The organism is Rahnella sp. BIGb0603, from assembly GCF_024808755.1.
Lineage (GTDB): Bacteria > Pseudomonadota > Gammaproteobacteria > Enterobacterales > Enterobacteriaceae > Rahnella > Rahnella contaminans.
This window is the reverse complement of record NZ_JANUEX010000001.1, coordinates 147,455-161,173: the sequence shown is the minus strand read 5'-3', so window position 1 is coordinate 161,173 and position 13,719 is coordinate 147,455. Positions and strand designations below refer to the sequence as shown.

General features: G+C 55.0%; 12 protein-coding genes. 5 read left to right on the top strand and 7 right to left on the bottom strand.

What is annotated here, in order from left to right; all coding sequences use genetic code 11:
- Positions 1-53: 53 nt before the first annotated feature.
- Positions 54-704: a response regulator transcription factor gene (locus tag M2403_RS00755; protein ID WP_259228206.1), complete on the top strand. Its 651-nt coding sequence runs from the start codon at positions 54-56 to the stop codon at positions 702-704.
- Positions 705-789: 85 nt separating this feature from the next.
- Here the strand turns inward: M2403_RS00755 and M2403_RS00750 are convergent, their stop codons facing one another.
- Positions 790-1,359, bottom strand: a complete 570-nt coding sequence (locus tag M2403_RS00750; protein WP_259228647.1) for a tyrosine-type DNA invertase — start codon at positions 1,357-1,359, stop codon at positions 790-792.
- A 552-nt stretch (positions 1,360-1,911) separates the two neighbouring features.
- Here M2403_RS00750 and flhB point away from each other — a divergent pair.
- The 3 genes from flhB to M2403_RS00735 are packed head-to-tail and all read left to right on the top strand — an operon-like array spanning position 1,912 to position 5,558.
- Positions 1,912-3,063, top strand: a complete 1,152-nt coding sequence (gene flhB, locus M2403_RS00745; protein ID WP_152325887.1) for a flagellar biosynthesis protein FlhB — start codon at positions 1,912-1,914, stop codon at positions 3,061-3,063.
- Positions 3,056-5,140, top strand: coding sequence for a flagellar biosynthesis protein FlhA (flhA, locus tag M2403_RS00740; RefSeq protein ID WP_152325888.1), 2,085 nt, complete (start codon positions 3,056-3,058; stop codon positions 5,138-5,140). Before flhB ends, flhA begins: the two co-directional genes overlap by 8 nt.
- Position 5,141: 1 nt before the next feature.
- On the top strand, positions 5,142-5,558 hold the full coding sequence (locus M2403_RS00735; RefSeq protein WP_152325889.1) for a flagellar protein FlhE: 417 nt from the start codon (positions 5,142-5,144) through the stop codon (positions 5,556-5,558).
- A 411-nt stretch (positions 5,559-5,969) separates the two neighbouring features.
- On the opposite strand, the gene aroQ is transcribed toward M2403_RS00735, so the two are convergent.
- The 5 genes from aroQ to dapF all read right to left on the bottom strand — a co-directional run bounded on the left by aroQ (position 5,970) and on the right by dapF (position 11,155).
- Positions 5,970-6,410 (bottom strand): type II 3-dehydroquinate dehydratase, encoded by a 441-nt coding sequence (aroQ, locus tag M2403_RS00730; RefSeq protein WP_152325890.1) that lies wholly within the window; start codon positions 6,408-6,410, stop codon positions 5,970-5,972.
- A 15-nt stretch (positions 6,411-6,425) separates the two neighbouring features.
- Positions 6,426-7,259, bottom strand: a complete 834-nt coding sequence (locus tag M2403_RS00725; protein WP_165057098.1) for an amidohydrolase — start codon at positions 7,257-7,259, stop codon at positions 6,426-6,428.
- A complete protein-coding gene (locus M2403_RS00720) occupies positions 7,256-8,518 on the bottom strand; it encodes a gallate dioxygenase (RefSeq protein WP_259228200.1) in 1,263 nt (420 codons plus the stop codon). Before M2403_RS00720 ends, M2403_RS00725 begins: the two co-directional genes overlap by 4 nt.
- 92 nt (positions 8,519-8,610) lie before the next feature.
- Positions 8,611-9,990 carry an aromatic acid/H+ symport family MFS transporter gene (locus M2403_RS00715; RefSeq protein ID WP_165057100.1) on the bottom strand — a complete coding sequence of 460 codons (1,380 nt, stop codon included), beginning with the start codon at positions 9,988-9,990 and terminating at the stop codon, positions 8,611-8,613.
- Between the two features lie 325 nt (positions 9,991-10,315).
- Positions 10,316-11,155, bottom strand: a complete 840-nt coding sequence (gene dapF, locus M2403_RS00710) for a diaminopimelate epimerase (RefSeq protein WP_244370611.1) — start codon at positions 11,153-11,155, stop codon at positions 10,316-10,318.
- A gap of 192 nt (positions 11,156-11,347) precedes the next feature.
- Here dapF and M2403_RS00705 point away from each other — a divergent pair, with 192 nt between their 5' ends.
- A complete protein-coding gene (locus tag M2403_RS00705; RefSeq protein WP_152325895.1) occupies positions 11,348-11,926 on the top strand; it encodes a GNAT family N-acetyltransferase in 579 nt (192 codons plus the stop codon).
- Between the two features lie 39 nt (positions 11,927-11,965).
- On the opposite strand, the gene M2403_RS00700 is transcribed toward M2403_RS00705, so the two are convergent.
- The gene (locus M2403_RS00700) at positions 11,966-13,495 is read right to left on the bottom strand and encodes an MFS transporter (RefSeq protein ID WP_165057102.1); all 1,530 of its coding nucleotides are present in this window, start codon (positions 13,493-13,495) and stop codon (positions 11,966-11,968) included.
- Positions 13,496-13,719 lie beyond the last annotated feature (224 nt).

The following is a 13,719-nucleotide window of genomic DNA, read 5'->3' as shown; positions in this document are numbered from 1 at the left end:
ATGACTGAGCCACGAGCCGGGAATTTATTCCCGTCAAGTCAGGGAGCTACACCATGATTCACGCCCACATCAAACCCCGGACAATCGCCCTGATGGACAGCCATCCGCTGACGCTTTCCGGGCTGTCCTATCTGGTTAACTCCATCGACGAGACCTGTGATATCCGGATGGAAGAGACCAGTCTGGGCCGCATTGCAGAAGGCCTCATGTACCAGTCGGTGGACATTCTCATCACTGATCTTCATGGTTATCAGGAAAGTATTCAGGAAGGGCAGGAAATTCTTCAGCGCCTGAGCCTGCAATTTCCGCAGCTGATCATAGTGGTCTATACGCTTTGTCACGACGCCGACAAACTGAAAAGATTGCTCAAATTCAGCAATATCAGCCTGATTGCGCGCGGAGAGTCGCCGGTGATTACCGACGACTTATTCCGCCACGCGCTGGCGAAAAAAAAAGTGTTAAGCCCGTTGATTTGCTGCACGTTAGCAGAGCAGGATGCGGCCAGTCAGCGCACCGGGTTCCGGCTGACGCAAAGTGAAAATGAGATTATTAAATACCTCCTCAACGGCATGAGCCTCAGCCAGATTGCAGAAATGAAAAATCTCAGCATCAAAACCGTCAGTGCGCATAAGTGTAATGTCATGCGCAAGCTGCACATCACCACCGATGCGGAATTGTTCCTGCTGCTTAAAAATGGCCTGTGAACTGTGGGGGATTTTGCAATCCCCGCTAAATGGATAAGCCCGGTGAGCCGCACACAGCGGCACCTGACGGGTGGACACGTGCCCGTTATATGGTGATTGACCTGAATCGTCCGGCATTACTGGCGGTATAAATAACCGTGTTCTGAATATTTCTGTGGCCGAGATAATCCTGAATCAGCCGGGTGTCGCAGCCGGTATCTGCCAGCGCATAACCACAGGCGTGCCTGAGCATATGCGGGTGAACCGCCACGTTAATTCCCGCCTCCTCGCCGTATTTACGGAACAAACGATAGAGTTGTTGCCGGGACAGTTGCCCGCCGTGACGTGAAAGAAATAACCATTCCGAGTCAGAGTCAAGATATTGTGCGCGTATTTGAAGCCACTCCTTAATAACGATCATTTCCCTGTCCTGAATGGGATGTTGAACGGAAAACCCGTTTTTAAGCCGGTTGATATAAATTATTTGTGTCGAAAGTTCAACGTCCTTAACCCGTAAATTAGCCAGCTCGCTGACCCGGAGGCCATGAATAAAACACATTAATAACATGCATTTATCGCGAGTTTTGTTAATTCCTGTCGAAACCGTACCGACGAGTCTCTCCATCTCAACCTGAGTTAAGTACTTTCTCCCGCTCATATTTTTTCTTTCCTTGATTAATTGCAGATGATTTATGTTCTTACGGGACTGTTTAAGTCCCGGAACAAAGACAGGCTAAGGGATGTTATTTTGATCACCGGCGAGCTTTTTCGCAGAGAGTTCCACAAATGTCAGTCATGCATGTTCAGGGAAATATCAGAAAAAACGGTAATGTAATAATATCGCCTGAAGTCAACGTGAAAGAAAACTCATTTTTTCAGGGCGATTAACGGTGATTTCAGGCAATGAATTTTACACAGCAGTGCTATCCACAAAATAAAAACTGATCAGTTTGGCGGAGGAATTCTAACGTCTAAACTTCTCAAAAAGGAAGGCCACATATGCTATTTTTTGATCATTCCATAAGAATAAACCCACGAAAAGTCAGTGAATTCCTAAAGTAGCGTCCCGCAGCGTAAGGATCTTCGAGAAATTTGTTCATTTGATTTAGTAAACAGACCTCAAAACCTGCCTCTTTTCCATCCATAAGACTTGGCCGCTTTTGTCATGCTATGCATGAAATTGTGCCCGTCGTTCTTTGCGCCGGGTAAATGCTGACAGGAAACACCGGTGGCTGAAGACAGCGATCTCGAAAAGACAGAAGCCCCCACATCCCACAGGCTGGAAAAAGCCCGTGAAGAAGGGCAAATCCCGCGTTCGCGCGAACTGACCTCGATGCTGATGCTCGGGGGCGGTTTGACGTTGTTGTGGGTTTCCGGTGAATCGATGGCGCGTCAGCTGGGGGTGATGATTTCGCAGGGGCTGAAATTTGATCACGGCATGGTCAGCGATGACCGCCAGGTATTGCAGCAAATGGCGACACTGCTGGGCCGCGCTGTCTGGGCATTATTGCCGGTTATCGGCGGCCTGATCCTGATCGCGCTGGCTGCGCCGCTGTTGCTCGGCGGGCTGATGTTCAGCGGGAAATCTTTTGCACCGAAATTCAGTCGTATGGATCCGATTGCCGGATTTAAGCGTTTGTTCTCCGGTCAGGTGCTGGCCGAATTGCTCAAGGCCATCCTGAAAGCGCTGCTGGTCGGCTCTGTCGCCGGTTTTTATGTGTGGCACAAATGGCCGGACATGATGCGGCTGATGGCGCAACCGACGATCCCCGCACTCGGCGAAGCGCTGAACATGGTGGCGTTCTGCGGGCTGATGGTGGTTCTCGGGTTAACGCCGATGGTGGCGTTCGACGTGTTCTGGCAAATCTGGAGCAACCTGAAAAAACTGCGCATGAGTAAGCAGGATATCCGCGACGAACATAAAAGTCAGGAAGGCGACCCGCATGTTAAAGGCCGTATCCGCCAGCAACAGCGCGCCATGGCACGCCGCCGCATGATGGCCGATGTGCCGAAAGCCGACGTCATTGTGACCAACCCGACGCACTACGCCGTCGCATTGCAGTACAGCGAAAACAAAATGAGCGCACCGAGAGTGCTGGCGAAAGGCGCAGGTGATGTGGCGCTGCGCATTAAAGAGCTGGGTGCCGAACACAAAATTCCGATGCTGGAAGCGCCGCCGCTGGCGCGTGCGCTTTACCGGCACAGTGAAATTGGTCAGCAAATCCCGACCGCGCTGTATGCCGCGGTTGCCGAAGTTCTGGCCTGGGTTTATCAGCTTAAACGCTGGAAGCGCGAAGGCGGACTGATCCCGAAAAAACCTCAACATTTGCCAGTGCCTGACGGTCTGGATTTTGCAGGAGAAAGTGATACCCATGGCTAATCTGGCCGCGATGCTGCGTTTACCCGCCAACTTTAAGTCCGGACAATGGCAGGTTCTGGCAGGCCCAATCCTCATCCTGATGATCCTGTCGATGATGGTGCTGCCTTTGCCGCCATTCCTTCTCGACTTGTTGTTCACGTTCAACATTGCGCTGTCTATCATGGTGTTGCTGGTGGCGATGTTCACCCAGCGGACGCTCGATTTTGCGGCTTTCCCGACCATCCTGCTGTTCTCAACCTTATTACGTCTGTCGCTCAACGTCGCCTCCACGCGCGTGATCTTACTGGAAGGTCACACCGGCGGCGCGGCGGCGGGGCGGGTTATTGAAGCATTCGGCCACTTCCTGGTCGGCGGTAATTTTGCCATCGGTATCGTGGTGTTTATCATCCTGGTGCTGATTAACTTTATGGTTATCACCAAAGGCGCCGGGCGTATCGCCGAAGTTGGCGCGCGTTTCGTCCTCGACGGGATGCCGGGTAAACAGATGGCGATCGACGCCGACCTCAACGCCGGTTTAATTGGCGAAGACGAAGCGAAAAAACGCCGCAGCGATGTCACGCAGGAAGCAGACTTTTACGGTTCGATGGACGGTGCGAGTAAGTTCGTGCGCGGTGACGCTGTCGCCGGTCTGATGATTATGATCATCAACGTGGTCGGCGGCCTGCTGGTGGGCGTGCTGCAACACGGTATGGATCTCGGCCACGCCGCAGAAAGTTACACCTTGCTGACCATCGGTGACGGTCTGGTCGCGCAGATCCCTGCATTGGTGATCTCCACCGCTGCCGGTGTCATCGTGACCCGCGTCGGCACCAATCAGGACGTCGGCGAGCAGATGGTCACCCAGCTGTTCCGCAATCCGCGCGTCATGATGCTGAGTGCCGGTGTTCTCGGGCTGCTCGGCATGGTGCCGGGCATGCCAAATCTGGTTTTCCTGCTGTTCACCGGCGCTTTGCTGGCGCTGGCGTGGTGGACGCGCGGTCAGGAGCAGAAAGCTCCTGCGGCAAAAGAAGCGGCACCGTCGGCAGCCGACAGCGGCAAACAGCTGGTGGAAGCCAGCTGGTCAGACGTACAGCTTGAAGATCCGCTGGGCATGGAAGTGGGCTACCGCCTGATTCCGATGGTGGACTTTGCGCAAAACGGCGAACTGCTGGGGCGTATCCGCAGTATCCGTAAGAAATTCGCGCAGGAGATGGGGTATCTGCCGCCGGTGATCCACATCCGCGACAACCTCGAACTGCCGCCTGCCGGTTACCGCATCCTGATGAAAGGCGTCGAAATCGGTACAGGGACCGCACATCCGGGGCGCTGGATGGCGATCAACCCGGGTAACGCCATTGGCGAACTGCCGGGTGAACCGACGGTCGATCCGGCGTTCGGGCTGGCGGCGGTATGGATTGAACCGGCGATGCGCGAACAGGCACAAATTCAGGGCTTCACCGTGGTCGAAGCCAGTACCGTGGTGGCGACGCACCTCAATCACCTGATCAGCCTGCACGCCAAAGAATTGTTTGGCCGTCAGGAAACGCAGGAACTGATGGAGCGCGTCACCAAGGAAATGCCGAAGCTGACGGAAGATTTCATTCCGGGCGTGATTTCCCTGACCAACATGCACAAGGTGCTGCAAAATCTGTTGTCCGAACGTGTGTCGATTCGCGACATGCGCACGATTGTTGAAACGCTGGCGGAATACGCGCCAAACCAGCCTGATCCAAACGAACTGACGGCGGTAGTTCGCGTCGCGCTGGGCAGGGCGATTACTCAGCAATGGTTCCCGGGTAATGGCGAAGTACAGGTTATCGGGCTGGATACGGCGCTTGAACGTCTGCTGTTACAGGCGCTGCAAAGCGGCGGCGGACTAGAACCGGGGCTGGCCGATCGTCTGTTAACCCAGTCTGAAGCCGCGTTACAGCGTCAGGATATGCTCAGCGCGCCACCGGTCCTGCTGGTGAATCACGCGCTGCGCCCGCTGTTGTCGCGCTTCCTGCGCCGCTCACTGCCGCAGATTGTGGTGATGTCGAATCTCGAAATGACCGACAGCCGCCAGATCCGCATGACCGCCACCATTGGTGGTGAATAAGATGCTTCGCACCGTGCTGCTCGTCCTCAGCCTGATAAGCCTGCCTGCCGTTGCCGCATCAGGTTCCTGGTCGGATACTCAGCGCGGCGTAACGCTGCAAAACCGGGGCGTGATGATGTCGTCACCGCCGCTGGCCGCCGCAGATTCCGCGCCGGTCAGGCAAAAAAGTTCGGCGACGATCACCACGGTCAGCTGGAAATATGAAGTGCTCGGCGCAAGACCGGCAGGATTACAGGTGAAACTCTGCAACACCCTGAATCACTGCGTGGAGCTGGATGCGGACAGCGGTTCGACGCGTTCGTTTTACGGCCAGACCGCCCGCTCCCCGCTGCGGTTTGTGTATTTCGTCACGGGAAATGGGGCGATGAATACGCCGCTACGGGTCATCGGCAATCAGGTGATTGTGAATTACCGGTGAGCCACCGGATAGCTTGAACGATTTTTCAACTGCTTATCGGGAAAGCTTCGGTTTTTCAATCACTGTGATCACTTAGCTTCCTGCGCCAAAACCGACCAAAAGAGGGAAGTGCTTTCCCTCTTTTGGATTTCTCCCCGCTTTTTCAACACGCGCTGCCGCTCGCTGGCACTGTTTCAGCAACTTCTGCTCGTGCCGCAAAATCCCGCCGCTGCGCGCGGTTCCTTCCAGTCGGATTACAAACCGCGAGAAAAGATACACGTTTTTCCACCTCTCCTTTCTGCGTGATTTTTGAAAGCGGCCAATAACTACGTAATCCGGAAGAGTAAAGTGGCCACTGGCTATGTTATTCCTCGCAGGAAAGGGAATGGACCGGGGCATGTTAGGGTTTTTACACTTTATCTGGCTGGCGGTTTACTTACTCAAATTCACCACAGCCTGGCGGATGGCATATTCGTATCCCTGGATGCCGAAACCGCAGATCACACCGACGGAAACGTCGGAGAGGAATGAGTGGTGGCGGAAGGCGTCGCGTTTATGCACGTTGGTGATATGGACTTCGTACAGCGGCAGGCTGACGGCGGTGACGGCGTCGCGCAGGGCGACAGACGTGTGGGTCCAGGCCGCGGCGTTCAGCACGATGGCGTCGGTGGTGCCGCGGCAGGCCTGAATACGGTCGATTAAATCGCCTTCATGATTGGTCTGGAAAAATTCGATTTCCGCACCGCAGCTTTTCCCTGTCTGATGACACAAGGTTTCGAGGGTTGCCAGCGTGTCATAACCGTAAGTTTCCGGTTCGCGGGTGCCGAGCAGATTCAGGTTCGGGCCGTTAAAGACGGCAATTTTGTAGTTCATAGGGTCTTCCTTTCTTCAGTAATCTGCAAAACCAAACAGGTCTTTAGGCGTCTGCCACAGGATCTGGTGCCGCGTTTTCTCATCCGGGAATAACTGTTCCACCAGCATCAGTAATGTGCCGAGATCCATCCGGTGTTCTGCGCGCAGGAACGGCCAGTCTGATCCCCACATGCAATGTTCTGCGCCGAATGCTTCAAGCAGCGCGTGCTGATAAGCGTGGCCGTCCTGATACGGAAAAGGCTGACGGCTGAATTTCGATAAGCCGGACAGTTTCACCCAGACGCGTTGCTGGCTCGCGAGCTGCAACAGTGCCTGAAACGCCGGTTGCTGCAAACCTTGCGTCACATCCGGGCGGCCGGAGTGATCGATGAGCAGGCGGGTTTTCGTGCGGTTGATCAGCGGCAAAAGTGCCAGCAGCTGGTCGTCCTGTACCTGAATGGCGGCGAACATGTCCAGTTCGGTCAGGCGTCCCATCAGGGCGTCGAGGTGTAAAAAAGGTGCGGTGCCGAGCATCGCCACATTCATCGCGATACCGACCACGCCGGCCAGTTTGAGCGCGGCGAGTCTTTCCAGCGAAATATCAAAAGGCACCACGGCGATGCCTTTGAAGCGGCCGTTACCTTTTTCCAGCGCATCGAGCAGGCATGAGCTGTCGGTGTTATACCCTGACGTCGGGCCGACAATCAGGGAGTGGCGGATGTTGTAGGCTTGCATCACCGCACGGTAATAATCGGCGGTGCCAATCTCGTGCCCTTCCGGACGGTACGGCGTGTCCGGAAGGTACGGGAAGCGCGCCGGATCAAACACGTGATGATGGGTGTCGATCTTGGGTTGCTCAAATATCGTCATGCTTTCGCTTTACCTGCTACTGAGTAGAGAACTTGCTGATTGCGGGTCTTCTGGAATTCTTCCAGCGTTTCACCGCGCATCGCGGAATAAATATGTAGGTTAGACACGCCCACCACGGCACCGAGTTTTTCCAGCAGGAAGAAGCTCACGCCGTAATGAATCATCCCGCGCCAGTCGAGTTCGCGCAGGAGTTTTTGTTCATCAGCGGTCAGTTTGTTTTCGGCAAACATCGCATTCTGGTCAGTGAGGAAACGCTCGCGCCATGCGGGCTGGATCAGACGATGCAGGAACCGGTTCATCCGGAATGCTTTCAGGCTGCGCGCCTGCGTAAACGGATAGGTGCCCGCCAGTTTTTCCACGCCCGCCAGCTGTTGTGCTATTTTATCGCGCTGACGCTGCTGCACGTCCACCGGCGCTTCGCGGGACTGGTTTTCGAGGATCAGCGTGGCGATACCGGTCATCGACGGCAGATAATAGGCCTGATGCAGTTTCTTCACGTTGGCAGACAGCGCGCCGCGCATCACCAGCCACATGATGACTTCCGAACCTTCCAGCCCGCCGAGCGTGGCGAATTCCGCCAGCGTCATTTCGGTCAGACGTTCCGGGTCGTTCACAATCATATCGACAAACTGTTCGTCCCACTGCGGGTTGTTAAAACCGCAACGTTCGCCGTGAACCTGATGGGAAACGCCGCCGGTGGCGACAATCGCCACGTTCAGATCTTCCGGGAAACTTTCGATGGCGCGACGCAGCGCCTGACCGAGTTTGTAGCAACGGCGCGCCGTCGGGATCGGGAACTGCAACACGCCAATTTGCAGCGGAACGATTTGCGTCGGCCAGCCGCCTTCATGCGGCATCAGCGCGGAAAGCGGTGAAAACAGGCCGTGATCCAGCGGTTTGTCCTGGAAGAACGACATATCAAATTCGTCTGCCATCAGGCTGGCTCCGATGTGCTGAGACAGCGCCGCATGGCCTTTCACTGGCGGCAAGTCGCGCGGGCCACCACCTTCATCCGCGACCTCATAGTGGTCATCAATGCCTAACGTAAATGCCGAATAGTGATCAAAGAAAAAGGATGTGACGTGGTCGTTGAAGATGTACACCAGCGCGTCGGGTTTCTTTTCTTCGAGCCATTTTTGCATCGGTGCAAAACTCTCGAAAATCGGCGCCCAGGCGCTTTCGTCCTGTTTGTTGTGATCCACTGCGAAACCGATAGTCGGGGTATGTGAAACCGCTAAACCGCCTATGATCTTAGCCATCTTAAATCCTCTGAACTTTTTGTAGGGTAATCGCAGCGCAGCCGCTGCGTCAGTATATTTATGTTTCTAATTATAAGGAGGCTAACGTAAGGTTAGCGGATGTTCATGGTGCGCGACAACTCCGGGATGTCAGTAATATCAACGCCTTTGATCATCTCGGCCGGGTGTGCCGCGCGGTGCAAAAGAATACTCAGGCCGGCCAGCAGGGCAGGCAACGCCAGAATAATAAAGATCATGTTTTGGCCGGAGAAAATGCCCAGCAGGACGCCGCCCATTGACGAGCTGATAATCGCGCCGCTGCGGCCAATACCGTGCATCCAGCAGACACCGGTGGCACGCATTTCGGTCGGGTAGAAGGCCGGGGAGAACGCCTGAAGCCCGGTCTGTGCGCCGTTAATACACACGCCGCTGATGAAGACCAGAAGCGCCAGCACGTCCGGGCCGAAGTTGCCGATACCCTGCGACAGCAGGCTTATCATGCCCATGATGTAGAAACCGGCGATGACGCGTTTCGCGGTGAATTTATCCATCAGACCGCCGACCATCAGGCCGCCGAAGGTGCCGCCGAGCTGGAATAAACCGGCGACGATAGCGGCACGTTCCAGCGAGAAACCGCCGTTACGCATAATGGTTGGCAGCCAGCCGTTGAGCAGGTAAATCACGAACAGCCCCATGAAATACGTGACCCACAGAACAATCGTGCCTTTGGCATAACCGTTGGTGAACAGCTGGAAGACTTTGGCTTTTTTCTGAATGACCGGCGCCTTCAGGACGAATTTGGTTTCCGCGCTGAACAGGCCACCGGCGCGTGTCAGCACTTTGGCAATCTTCTCTTTCGCAACGTTGCGCACCACCATGTACATCGCCGATTCCGGCAGGATCCACATCAGCAATGGCAGCATCAGCAGCGGCACAATGCCGCCTGCGAAGATCACCGCTTTCCAGCCAAAATGCGGTAACAAACCGGCGGCGACAAAGCCTCCGGCACCGGAGCCGACGTTAAAGCCGCTGTACATCACGGTGATCATCAGGCTGCGGCGGCGCTCCGGCATGTATTCCGAGACCAGTGTGACGGTGTTGGGCATGACCGCGCCTAAACCGAGGCCGGTGAGAAAACGTAAAATGGCCATTTCCACCGGCGTGCGGGCGAAGGTACTCAGCAGGCTGAACAGGGCGAAGCAGAGAATGGACCACATCAGGACGCGTTTTCGCCCGAAACGGTCGGCGTTTGGCCCGGCAATCAGCGCGCCGATGGCGACGCCGAACATGGCTGCACCCAGGATCGGCCCCATTTCCGCACGGCTGATGCCCCAGTCTTCAATCAGCGCCGGGGCGATAAAACCCATCACCGCCGCGTCGTAGCCGTCGAACATAATGATGATGAAACACAGCCCCAGAACCACCCATTGATATTTTGATATCGGGCGTTCGTCTATCCACGTTTTAACATCCACGATGGTGTTGTTGCTCATAGGGTACGCTCTCTGTTTTTTTTATTAATATGTGATCGGATTAAAACTTTGAAAAAATACTCACTGACTTCCGGATCACACCGGCGTGCCGTGATGGGGTTTTATTAAAATTATTTTATTTATTAAACAATGAGTTGGTTATTCATTGTGGTGCTTCCTGATAACCAACTTAGGGGCTGGAAAGCGCGCTGTCTGCCATAAAATCATTATGCAGGTATGAGTTTTGTTTATAACGATAGGTAATCGAAGAACGGCAGACAGGCTGCCGTCGGGGGAACGTTAAGGTGAAAATGAAAAGAGGGCGGGGAGAAAAGTGCGAGGAAATTTATTCCGGCATGTCCCAAAAGCAGTCGTCATCAAGCACGACGGAGGCGATTTTTTGCACCGGTCCGCGCATGTTGACCTGAAAATCACCGCTGAAGCTGATCGCCAGTGTGCCGCCCGGCATATGCACCGTAACGTTGTCGTCCACGCATCCAAGTTTGCGCATGGCGCTGGCGGCAGCGCAACTGCTGCTGCCGGACGCCAGCGTGTAACCTGCGCCGCGTTCCCAGATCCCGACGCTGATGTTGTTGCGGTCCAGCACTTCAACAAACTGAACGTTGGTGCGTTTCGGGAAAATTGCCAGCGTTTCGATTTCTGCGCCCAGTTGTCTGACTAAATCCAGGTCGAGCTTCTTCACCAAAATCACGCAATGCGGATTGCCCATCGACACCAGTGTGGCGCTGAGCTGATGGCCACCGACGACCAGCGGCAACGCCAGCGCTTCGTTGCCTTCGACGCTCGCCGGTAATGCCGACGGCGCAAATTTTGCCTGCCCCATATCCACAATCACCTGATGCGCGCCTTCTGTGACTTCGCAACGCACCTGACCACCCAGCGTATTCACCAGAAACGGCGTATGCCCGACGCGGCCAATATCAAACAGATATCGGGCGTAGATACGCAGGCCGTTGCCGCTTTTCTCCGCCTCGGAGCCGTCAGGATTGATGATGCGTAATGTCGGGATTTCTGCGTCATCGAAGTCGATCAGTAATCCGTCAGAACCGATGCCGTAATGGCGGTCGCAGATGCGCTGAATTTGCTGATTTGTCAGCAGGCTTGCGACGCTGTGGTGGCAGACCAGATAATCGTTACCCAGCCCGTGATAGCGGTGAAAAAGCATGTTTGTGATCCCAATATATTCATCAATGATATGAATACATGTAATGGGAAAGCGGCGGTTTGTCAGCTTTATTTTGACGGGATTAACTCCGCGGATTTCCAGGCTGATGAGTTCACGAATGTAAAATTCGCGCCGCGTGTGGTAATAAACACTTTCGCCGGTTATTGCGCGAGCCACAACAAGGAGTTATTCATGGAAACCTTTACCGTTCCGGTGGCCTTTCCACCACTGAAAATCGTGACGCCCCGACTGACGCTGCGGCAGTGGCGCGACAGCGATGCCGGTCCGTTTGCTGAAATGAATGCTGACCCGCGGGTGATGGAGTTTTTTCCGTCCACAATGACCCGGGAAAAAAGCGACGAGATGCTCGCCCGTTGCCGGGATTTGATTGCAGTTCGCGGCTGGGGGATCTGGGCGGTGGAGCTGCGTGACACCGGTGAGTTTATCGGTTTTGTGGGTCTGCATACGCCCGGCTATGATTTGCCGTTTACGCCGTGTGTGGAAATCGGCTGGCGGCTACGTGCGGACGTATGGGGAAAGGGCTATTGCAGCGAGGCGGCGCGAGCAGCACTGAATGCCGGATTTGAACAGCTCGGGCTGGATGAAATCGTGGCCTTTACAGCCTTGCCGAATAGGCGCTCGCAGGCGGTGATGAAGAAAATGGGGATGACGTGTGATATCAGTGAAAACTTCAACCATCCGGCCGTGGAGAAGGGAAACTGGCTGGAGGAGCATTGCCTGTACCGGCTCAGACGGGGGGATCTCACTTAAAGAAAAGGGCCAGAGTGGCCCTTTTTGCTGTGTGCCGGTTTAACTGCGCGCGCATCCCGGTTTCTGAAACGCCGGTTTTACCCCCGCTGCGCCGCTGAAGGGCTGACCGTCGATGGCGTCGTGCATTCTCAGGCCGGAAGGACGGATCCAACGCTGTACGCGGGAAGGCATATCAAAACCAATCAGCAGAATAACGACAAACGTCAGGCTGAATGACAGCGAACCCAGCGCAGTGCCGAGGCTGAGATGCTGGGAAATCGACGCGCCCAGTATCGGTGCCAGTGCGCCGCCCAGCGCCCCGACGTTATAGGTGAAACCCAGACCGGCCGCGCGCTGTTCGGTATCAAAATAACCGCCGAGCATTTTAGGCAGTAATCCCGCGATGCCCTGACCGAGCATTTGTTGTAAGAACAGCAGTCCGCCGAGGAAAAGCATGTCCGAACCTTTGATGGCGAACAGCGGAATAATCAGCAACTGAGAGATCAGCAGGCTGGTGACGTAGGCTTTGCGCGTGCCCAGCCAGTCGCCGAGGAAGCCGCCGACGCAACAGCCGACTGCCGCGCCGAACCCGCTGAAAAACAGGACGTTGCCAACGGTATGCGGGTCATAACCCAGATCTATTTTCAGGTATGTCGGTAACAATGCCTGAATCGGCCACGAATACAGGAAGGCGCAGAACACCACCAGCATCAGCATCACACCGGTCGGCCAGCGTTCACCGCTGGTTTGCACCATGAAGCAGATGAAAATGGCAGCGCAGGAAATCCCGAGCACGGCGACGAAAGGCGCAGATACCATGCCGGTGAAACAGGCGTAGAGCGCCGCGGCGGCAAAAAGAGTCAGCCCGATGTTGAGATAACTGAGGCGGCTGCGATAGAGAATATCGACCATGTTGCGGTCACTGTGCTGTTTGCTTTGCTGGTTTTTGCGCTGAGATTCTTTCCAGTCTTCGGCTTCGGGCAGGTTTTTACGCAGCCACAGCGCGAAAATGATCGGCAGCAATCCGATGTAAAACAGCATCCGCCAGCCGAAAGCCGGAACGATATAACTGTACGCCTGCGCCGCCAGCACGGCACCGATTGAGAAGCCGGAGATCAGAAATCCGCTGGCTTTGTTACGCATGTTTTTCGGCCAGCTTTCCATCACGTACGTGGAGCTGGAACCGTATTCGCCTGCCATGCCGATGCCGATAACCAGGCGCGCGATAAATAATGTGGTGTAACCCGGTGCCAGCCCGCAGGCCAGCGTGCCGCAGGAAAAGAGGACGATGCTGGTGATCATCGCCAGTTTGCGGCCATACCGGTCGCCCATCGCGCCGAGCACTAATCCCCCAAACCAGCGGGAGATAAAGGCAGCGGAAATCAGACTGCTGGCCTGTAGAAGCGTCAGGCCAAACTCCTGTTTAATGTCCGTCAGCACCAGCGTGATAATCACAAAATCAAACCCGTCCAGGGCGTAACCGACCCAGGCGGCGGCGAAGGCTTTCCATTGCGCAGGTGACAATTGTTTGTACCAGCGGGGCGCTTTAGTCTCTGGCCTGTCAGCACGAGGCCGTAATGAATTGCTCATATCGTCGCTCTCTCCACATCCCGTCGGTCACGGGCAAAATTGTTGTCGGGGGTCGCTCATCGTCTCTGTTTTCGTTTCAGCTTTTTTCGCGTTTCGCTCCAAGTTAAATATTAATTAGGAGTAAAACTCCATTTGAGTGTATTAGATCGCTCCGGCATTTCAATCACTGACTGAGAAAAGTGTGATAAAGAAGGTGAAATGCTGAACAGGGAAAGATAAGCAGC